Consider the following 8,016-nt stretch of genomic DNA (forward strand, 5'->3'; position numbering starts at 1 on the left):
CCCAGCTGCCGAAGGCGCGCCCGGCGCTGGAAGAACGCTTCAACGTGTCCTTCAACAATGTGCCGGCCCAGCAGTTCTTCAACTCGCTGGTGGCGGGCACGCGCTACAACATGCTGGTGCATCCGGAGGTGAGCGGCGCCATCACGGCCAACCTGAAGGACGTGACGATGGCCGAGGCGCTCGACGCGGTGCGCGAGCTGTACGGCTACGACTACAAGATCGAGGGTACCCGTATCTCGATCCGCCCGCTGACCATGCAGACACGCATGTTCCATGTGAACTACCTGGTCGGCAACCGCCGCGGCGCATCCAACCTGCGGGTGACCTCGACATCGGTGGCCAACGCCGGCATCAGCAACAGCGGCGACAGCAATAACAACAACATCAACAACCAGAATAACCCGAACAACCAGAGCAACGACCCGAACAATCCGAACAGCCGCATGGCCGGCGACAGTTCGGCCGTCAGCACCAATTCGAGCAACGATTTCTGGGTCGAGCTGAAGGCGTCGATCGAGGCCATCGTCGGGCCGTCGGAAAAGGGCGGGCGCAGCGTCGTCATCAGTCCACAATCGGGCGTGCTGGTGATCCGCGCCATGCCGGATGAGCTGCGCAACGTCGACAGCTACCTGAAGGCGACCCAGCTGTCGGTGGACCGCCAGGTGATCCTGGAAGCGAAGATACTTGAGGTGGAGCTGAACGACAGTTTCCAGAGCGGCATCAACTGGGCATCGTTCGCCTCGTTCCGCGGCTCGCACGACAACCGCGTCTCGACCGGCGTTGTCGGGCCCGGCACCACCCTGGCGCCGCTGCCGTTCGGCGGCGGGCAGCCGCCCACCATGACCAGCGAAACCGGCCTGTCCGCCAGCAGCGGCTTCACCCTGGCCAACGCCGCCAACCTGGGCAGCTCGCTGTTCGGCCTGGCGTTCCAGACCAATAATTTTGCCGCGCTGATCTCCTTCCTGGAATCGCAGGGCACCGTGCACGTGCTGTCCAGCCCGCGCATCGCCACGCTGAACAACCAGAAGGCCGTGCTGAAGATCGGCACCGACGAGTTCTACGTGACCGGCGTGACTACCACCACCAACACCAGCGCCACCGGCAACACGGTGACCCCGAGCGTGACCCTGCAGCCGTTCTTCTCCGGCGTGGTGCTGGACGTGACGCCGCAGATCGACGACAAGGGCAACATCATCCTGCACGTGCACCCGTCGGTGAGCCAGGTGACCACGATCCAGAAGGGCATCAACCTGGGCAGCGCAGGCAACCTGAGCCTGCCGCTGGCGGCGTCGTCCACATCGGAAATCGACAGCATGGTGCGCGGCCAGAACGGCCAGGTCGTCGCGATCGGCGGCCTGATGCGCCAGGCCAGCAACAACGACAAGGCGCAAGTGCCGGGCGCGGGCAACCTGCCGGTGATCGGCAACCTGTTCAAGAACCGCAAGACCGTCAATCAGAAGCGCGAGCTGGTGGTGCTGATCAAGCCCACCATCGTCGACGGCGGCGGCGAGTGGAGCCAGGACCTGCTGGACTCCAGCCGCCGCATCCGCGAACTCGATCCGAACGCAACGAGGCGCAAGTAATGTACACCGCACACTTCGGCCTGCGTGAGGTGCCGTTCAGCATAACGCCGGACACCAGCTTCTTCTTTACCAGCCCGCACTCGCAGGAGGCGCTCAACACGCTGCTGGTGGCGGCGCGCAACGGCGAAGGCTTCATCAAGATCACCGGCGAAGTCGGCACCGGCAAGACCCTGTTGTGCCGCAAGTTCATGGCGACCGTGGGCGAGGGTTTCGTTACCGCCTACATCCCGAATCCCTACCTCGAACCGCGCACGCTGATGCTTGCGCTGGCCGACGAACTTGGCGTCGTGCTGGACAAGGACGTCGACCAGCACCAGTTGCTGAAAGCCCTGACAATGCGGCTGATGGAGCTGGCCGGCCAGGATAAGCGCGTGCTGCTGTGCCTCGACGAAGCGCAGGCGATTCCGGTGGAAAGCCTGGAAGCGCTGCGCCTGCTGACCAACCTCGAGACCGAAAAGCGCAAGCTGCTCCAGATCGTGCTGTTCGGGCAGCCGGAACTGAACCGCAAGCTCGAACTCGAATCGATCCGCCAGCTGGCCCAGCGTATCACCTTCCATTACCACCTTGGTCCGCTGACCCGCGACGACCTCGAATACTACCTGGCGCACCGGCTGCGCGTGGCCGGTTTCGCGGGCGCGCGCATTTTCAGCCGCAGCGCGGTGTCGCGCCTGTTTTCGGCCAGCGGCGGCATCCCGCGCCTGGTCAACATCCTGGCCAACAAGTCGCTGATGGTGGCCTACGGCGAAGGGCGCCAGCAGGTCAGCCGCAAGCACGTGGCCGAAGCCGCGCGCGACACCGGCGCCGTCAAACGCCGCCTGTGGCCGTGGCTGGGCGGGTTTTCGGTGCTGCTGGCCGCTGCCGGCGGCCTTGCCTGGGCGCTGACCCAATGAGCCTGATTAACAAGATGCTGCAAGACCTCGACAAGCGCGGTTCCGCGCCGGGCGAGGCGGCACCTGCGGACGTGAAGTCGGTGGTCTACGATGAAGGCCGTTTGCGCCCGCTGGCGATTGCCGGCGCGGTGGCGGTGGGGCTGGCGGTCGCCGCCGGCGCCGCTTTCATATTGACGAAACGTGCGCGCGCGCCGGATGCTGTGACTGCGCGCGCGCCGGAGCAGGTGACGCAGATGAGTCCGACGCCGCTGGTAGAACAGATTCCGCCGGAAGTGGTCGACGAGCCGGCCGCCGCGGCGCCCGAATCGGCGCCGGTGGGTTCCATCGAGCCTGAAAAGCCGGCTGCAGCGAAGGCCGGCAAGGCCCCGACGCCGGAAATGACCATCACCAAAAAGCCGGCGCCCAAGGCCGAAAAGCCGCCAGTGAAGGCCGCCGTTGCCGCGGCAGCCACGCCGAAGATGGCGCCTGCGGCAAGTGCGGCCGGCCTGCAGATAACGCCCAGGCAGCGCGCCGAAACCGAATACAGGCGTGCGCTGGCCAGCCTGCAGGAGGGCCGCACCAGCGAAGCGGTGTCCGCGCTGGAGCAGGCGCTGCGCATCGACAGCCGCCACGAGGCCGCGCGCCAGACACTGGTGGGCCTGCTGATGGAGAGCGGCCGCAGGGGCGAAGCGATGCATCTCCTGCAAACAGGCCTGATCCTCGATCCGCGCCAGCCCGCGATGGCGATGCTGCTGGCACGCTTGCAGATCGAGGGCGGCACCTCGGGCATCGAAACCCTGATGCGCGCGCTGCCATACGCGAACGGCGATCCCGAATACCACGCCTTCCTTGCAGGCGCACTGGCGCACGACGACCGTCACCGCGAGGCGGCCGAGCAGTACCAGGCCGCCTTGCGCAAGGCGCCGGCCAATGGCGTGTGGTGGATGGGCCTGGGCCTGTCGCTGCAGGCCGAGAAGCGCATGCCCGAAGCCGTAGCCGCGTTCACGCGCGCGAAGGAATCAACCAGCCTCACCCCGCAACTGCGGGCTTTTGTCGAGCGCAAGCTGCAGGCGCTGTCGAACTAACTAAAAGGAGCTTATATGCTGAAATTGTGCGGATTCGCGGCCAGTAACTACTACAACAAGGTAAAACTGGCGCTGATGGAGAAGGATGTGCCGTTCGAGGAAGTGCTGGTGTGGACGACCAAGCCGACCGAGGAAATGCTGGCGCGCTCGCCGCTGGGCAAGGTGCCTTTCCTCGAAACGGAAGACGGTCCGCTGGCCGAATCGCAGGTGCTGGTCAACTACATCGAAGCGCGCTTTCCTGAAGTTCCGCTGCTGCCGCGGGACGTGTACCAGGCTGCCAAGGTGCAGGAGCTGATCACCTTTATGGAACTGCACCTTGAACTCGTGGCGCGCGAGTTGTATGGCGCCGCCTTCTTCGGTGGCACGATCTCCGACAGTTCGAAGGAACGCGTGCGCAAGCAATTGGCCAAGAACGTGCCGGCGTTCGCGCGCCTGGCGAAGTTTGCGCCGTATATCGCGGGCGACAGCTTCACCATGGCCGACTGCGCCGCGGTGTGCCACCTGCCGCTGATCTCGTCGGCCACCAAGAAAATCCTGGGTGAAGACGTGCTGGCGGGCCTGCCGTCGCGCGATTACCTCAAATTCCTGGGCGAGCGCGCCACTGTGCAGAAGGTAAACGCGGACCGCAAGGCCAGCCTCGAATCGTTTACCTCCGCACTGGCCAAGTAAGCGCGCGTAGCGAAACCCGCCAGGCTACATTCCTAGACCGCCGCTGCAGCGCCCCACACCTGGCGCATGCTGAAGCGCAGCCGGGCGTCGTCTTCGTGCTGTGCCGTGTCGATGGCATGGCCCGGCTGGTGCGCTGAGCGCACCAGCGGCTGCGCTACCGGCGTTCCGTCGGCGCTGCGCAGCACATGCACCAGCGGACCCTCGCGCGACGACACTACTCCCGTTTCACCATCTTCCAGCCTGACCAGTGTGCCGGGCGGGTACATGCCGACCTGGCGTTCCAGGTGCTGCGCCAACTCGTCGTCCCGGCCTTCGCCGAGCAGCTTCAGGCAGGCCTCGGGCGGAAGCAGCGAGCGGCGGTAGTTGCGCGCCTTCGTCCGGATGACTGCGCACGGACGCGCGCTCGGTGTCGGTGAGGGCGCAGTCCTTCAGCTGGAAGGTGTCGGCTAGCCGCAGCATGCCCACGTTCATGGTGAGCGCGGCGGCGACCAGGGATTCGGTGTCGCGCGGCGGCTTGCCCATCGAACGCGCCAGCAGAAAGGCGATGATGGCGGTCTCGACGCAATGGCGCACCGCGTACATGCCGGGGATCTGGTTCAGGTAGATGCTGGCGAGGGCCACTTCCGGCGAGCGGTCGATGCGTGCGGCAGGTTGCCGGCGATGGCGCGCAGCACGGCCTCGGCGCCCCCGCCTTTGCCCAGGGCGAGCAGGGCGCGTTCAAGACGGCCGGATACCAGGGTGAGGTCCTGGAGGACGGAAGCCTGGCTGCTGTTTGCGTCGGTCTGCGGCCCTGGCATGCGCGTGACTCCGTCGTGAGTGGATCAAAGCCTGGCCAGGCGGTCCACTGCGAGCGCCAGCGTTTCGTCCTTCTTGGCAAAGCAGAATCGCACGATGCCCGATTCGGTCGGCTTGCTGTAGAAGGCCGACACCGGAATCGCAGCGACCTTGATCTCGGTAGTCAGCCATTCGGCGAACTGCGCTTCCGGCAGCGGCGAGATGGCGTCGTAGCGCACGCACTGGAAGTAGGTGCCGTCGGCGGGCAGCAGCGTGAAGCGCGAACCCTCGAGGCCATCGCGGAACAGGTCGCGCTTGCGCTGGTAGAAGGCGGGCAGGCCGAGGTAGGGTTCCGGATCGTGCATGTAGCCGGCGATCCCGTGCTGCATCGGCGTGTTGACCGTGAAGACGTTGTACTGGTGGACCTTGCGAAACTCCGAAGTAAGAGGCGCCGGCGCGGCCACGTAGCCGACCTTCCAGCCGGTGACGTGGTAGGTCTTGCCGAAGCTGGAGACGACGAAGGCGCGCGCGGCCAGGTCCGGGTGACGCGAGACCGATTCGTGGCGGCCGCCGTCGAACACCACGTGCTCGTACACCTCGTCCGACAGGATGAGCATATCTGTGCCGCGCACGATGTCGGCCAGCGCGTGCAGGTCGGCCTCGCGCAGGATCGAGCCGGTGGGGTTGTGCGGTGAATTGATCACGACAAGGCGGGTGCGTGGCGTGACCGCGGCGGCCACCTGGTTCCAGGGTACGCTGTAGCCGTCCGCGCCGACCTGCATCGCGACCGGTACCGCGACGCCGCCGGCCAGTTCGATGGCGGGCAGGTAGCAGTCGTAGGCAGGCTCGATGACGATGACCTCGTCGCCGGCATGTACGCAGCACAGGATGGCCGTCATTACGGCCTGGGTGGCGCCGGCGGTGACGGTGATTTCGGCGGCCGCGTCGTAGCTGTGGCCATACAAGGCGTCGATCTTGGCGGCAATCGCCTCGCGCAATGCGGGCACGCCGGACATCATCGGATACTGGTTGTGGCCTGCGCGCATGGCCTCGCCGACCATCTCCTGCAGCTTCGGGTCGCAGCCGAAATCGGGAAAGCCCTGGCCGAGGTTGACGGCCTTGTGTTCAGCAGCGAGGGCGGACATGCGGGTGAAGACGGTGGTGCCGACGGCGGGAAGCTTGGTGCGCAGGGTAGGAGTCATGCTGGTCATGGAACTATTGGACGATTTACACCATGCCATTCTAGCTCGCTTCGGCAACCCTTGCCTTGACCCACGCCTCCGGCAGCATGATGCGGAACAAACCCGCCTGCGCCGTCTTGCGGGCGAGCTTGAGCAGGGCCTTGTCCTTGGTGATCAGGATATCGGCATTGGCGTCGCGCGCCACCTCGAGGAATTTCTGGTCGTCCTTGTCGCTGCAGATGGGCAGGCGGATCAGTTTCGGTTCGGGCGTGACCACCTTGATCAGGTCGTCGAAGCGGGCGGCCGAATGGGGGCGCGAGGTTTCGTCGAGCGGCAGGTGGGGGTAGTGCAGCACGACCAGGTATTCGTCGCGGCAATCGGTGCGCGTGACGACCTCCAGCGCGCCGCTCTCGATATCGGCCAGCAGCATGTTCCAGCGCGGATCGTGGAACACGAACAGGTCGAGGCAAACATTGGTATCGATGACGATGCGTTTCGCTGGAGCAGGTATCATGTCGGATTGTTTAATGTTGAATACTGATTTATTTTATGTTGATTGTCTTGTCGCCCGCAAAATCGCTCGACCTCGAAACCCCGCCCACGACCAAGCTGTACACCAACCCGGATTTCCTGCACCGCTCGCGCGAGCTGATCGATGTGCTGCGCACCAAGTCGCCAAGCGACATCGGCAGCCTGATGAGCATCTCCGACGCGCTGTCGGCGCTGAACGTCGGCCGCTATGCCAGCTGGACCGGCGACCCTGCGGATGGGAGGCAGGCGATCATGACCTTCAACGGCGACGTCTACGACGGCTTCGATGCGCGCACGCTGAAGCCGAAGCAGCTGGACTACACGCAGGCGAATGTCCGCATCCTGTCGGGGCTGTACGGCGTACTGCGTCCGCTCGACCTGATCCAGCCGCACCGGCTCGAAATGGGGACGCGGCTGGCGACGCCGCACGGCAAGGACCTGTACACGTTCTGGGGCGAATCGGTCACGCACAAGCTGAACGACACGATCGCGGCGCAAGGCGGGAACGCGCTGGTCAACCTCGCATCGGAAGAATACTTCAAGTCGGTCAAGCCGAAGTTGCTGGCGGTACCGGTGATCACGCCGGTCTTCGAAGACTGGAAGAACGGAAAATACAAGATCATTTCCTTCTTCGCCAAGCGTGCACGCGGCATGATGGCGCGCTATGCGGCGGTGAAGGGCATCACCGATCCCCAGAAGCTCAAGCGATTCGACGTTGACGGCTACGCCTTCGTCAAGGAAGCCTCGAACGACACCAGCTGGGTATTCCGCCGTAAAGTCGCATAAAGCAATCTTTCGCAAATCGGGGTCAGACCACCATTTCCGCGCAAATCGGGGTCAGACCACCATTTCCGCAATGTTTCGAAAATGGTGGTCTGACCCCGATTTTAGCAACTATTACTTGGCGTCTTTTTTGGACCAGAATTTCCACCAGGATTTTTCTTGGCGGTTCGGGTCGAGGAAGCGGCTGTTCGGGAAACTCTTCATGAAGACGCGGTTGGCATCGTCGCGCAGCTCGGGCATGTTCAGCTTGTCGTAGTTGCGCACTATCAGGTACAGCGCTTCTTCGATCGCCGGCGCCTCCTGGTAGTCGTTGACGGCGTTCATCGCGCGATTCAGCGAGGCCAGGTAGGCGCTGCGGCGGTAGTAGTAGTTGGCCACGTGGACTTCGTATTGCGCCATCGCGTTGACCAGATACTTCATGCGCGCGATCGAGTCTTCGGCGTAGATGCTGTTCGGGAATTTCTCGACCAGCGCCTTGAACGCGGCGAACGCTTCACGCGTCGCCTTCGGGTCGCGCTCGGTCGGGTCCTGGGTGTACAGC

The 8,016-nt window shown here is 64.4% G+C and carries 10 protein-coding genes; 6 read left to right on the plus strand and 4 right to left on the minus strand.

Features of this window, described 5'->3' with window-relative positions; all coding sequences use genetic code 11:
- The 4 genes from mshL to D3872_RS17615 form a co-directional block, all read left to right on the plus strand.
- A partial coding sequence (gene mshL, locus D3872_RS17600) for a pilus (MSHA type) biogenesis protein MshL (RefSeq protein ID WP_119812032.1) occupies positions 1-1,583 on the plus strand: 1,583 nt, incomplete at its 5' end.
- Positions 1,583-2,473, plus strand: coding sequence for an ExeA family protein (locus D3872_RS17605; protein WP_119812033.1), 891 nt, complete (start codon positions 1,583-1,585; stop codon positions 2,471-2,473). The genes mshL and D3872_RS17605, both read left to right, overlap by 1 nt.
- On the plus strand, positions 2,470-3,537 hold the full coding sequence (locus tag D3872_RS17610; RefSeq protein ID WP_119812034.1) for a tetratricopeptide repeat protein: 1,068 nt from the start codon (positions 2,470-2,472) through the stop codon (positions 3,535-3,537). The genes D3872_RS17605 and D3872_RS17610 overlap by 4 nt, the downstream gene beginning before the upstream one ends.
- 15 nt (positions 3,538-3,552) lie before the next feature.
- Entirely contained in the window at positions 3,553-4,206 is a 654-nt protein-coding gene (locus D3872_RS17615) for a glutathione S-transferase family protein (RefSeq protein WP_119812035.1), read from the plus strand.
- 32 nt (positions 4,207-4,238) lie between these two features.
- Here the strand turns inward: D3872_RS17615 and D3872_RS17620 are convergent, their stop codons facing one another.
- A complete protein-coding gene (locus D3872_RS17620) occupies positions 4,239-4,502 on the minus strand; it encodes a hypothetical protein (protein WP_119812036.1) in 264 nt (87 codons plus the stop codon).
- A gap of 161 nt (positions 4,503-4,663) precedes the next feature.
- Between D3872_RS17620 and D3872_RS26080 the strand changes: the two genes are divergently transcribed.
- Positions 4,664-4,810 (plus strand): hypothetical protein, encoded by a 147-nt coding sequence (locus D3872_RS26080; protein WP_220476958.1) that lies wholly within the window; start codon positions 4,664-4,666, stop codon positions 4,808-4,810.
- Positions 4,811-5,027: 217 nt separating this feature from the next.
- On the opposite strand, the gene D3872_RS17630 is transcribed toward D3872_RS26080, so the two are convergent.
- Both D3872_RS17630 and D3872_RS17635 read right to left on the minus strand, forming a co-directional pair.
- The gene (locus D3872_RS17630; RefSeq protein ID WP_147373907.1) at positions 5,028-6,191 is read right to left on the minus strand and encodes a pyridoxal phosphate-dependent aminotransferase; all 1,164 of its coding nucleotides are present in this window, start codon (positions 6,189-6,191) and stop codon (positions 5,028-5,030) included.
- A gap of 31 nt (positions 6,192-6,222) precedes the next feature.
- Entirely contained in the window at positions 6,223-6,675 is a 453-nt protein-coding gene (locus D3872_RS17635) for a putative toxin-antitoxin system toxin component, PIN family (RefSeq protein WP_119812038.1), read from the minus strand.
- Between the two features lie 35 nt (positions 6,676-6,710).
- Between D3872_RS17635 and yaaA the strand changes: the two genes are divergently transcribed.
- On the plus strand, positions 6,711-7,478 hold the full coding sequence (gene yaaA / locus D3872_RS17640; RefSeq protein ID WP_119812039.1) for a peroxide stress protein YaaA: 768 nt from the start codon (positions 6,711-6,713) through the stop codon (positions 7,476-7,478).
- Positions 7,479-7,589: 111 nt separating this feature from the next.
- Here yaaA and bamD read toward each other — a convergent pair.
- Positions 7,590-8,016, minus strand: a 427-nt coding sequence (gene bamD, locus D3872_RS17645; protein WP_119812040.1) for an outer membrane protein assembly factor BamD, incomplete at its 5' end; no start/stop codon positions are given.

The organism is Massilia cavernae (genome assembly GCF_003590855.1).
Lineage (GTDB): Bacteria > Pseudomonadota > Gammaproteobacteria > Burkholderiales > Burkholderiaceae_D > Telluria_A > Telluria_A cavernae.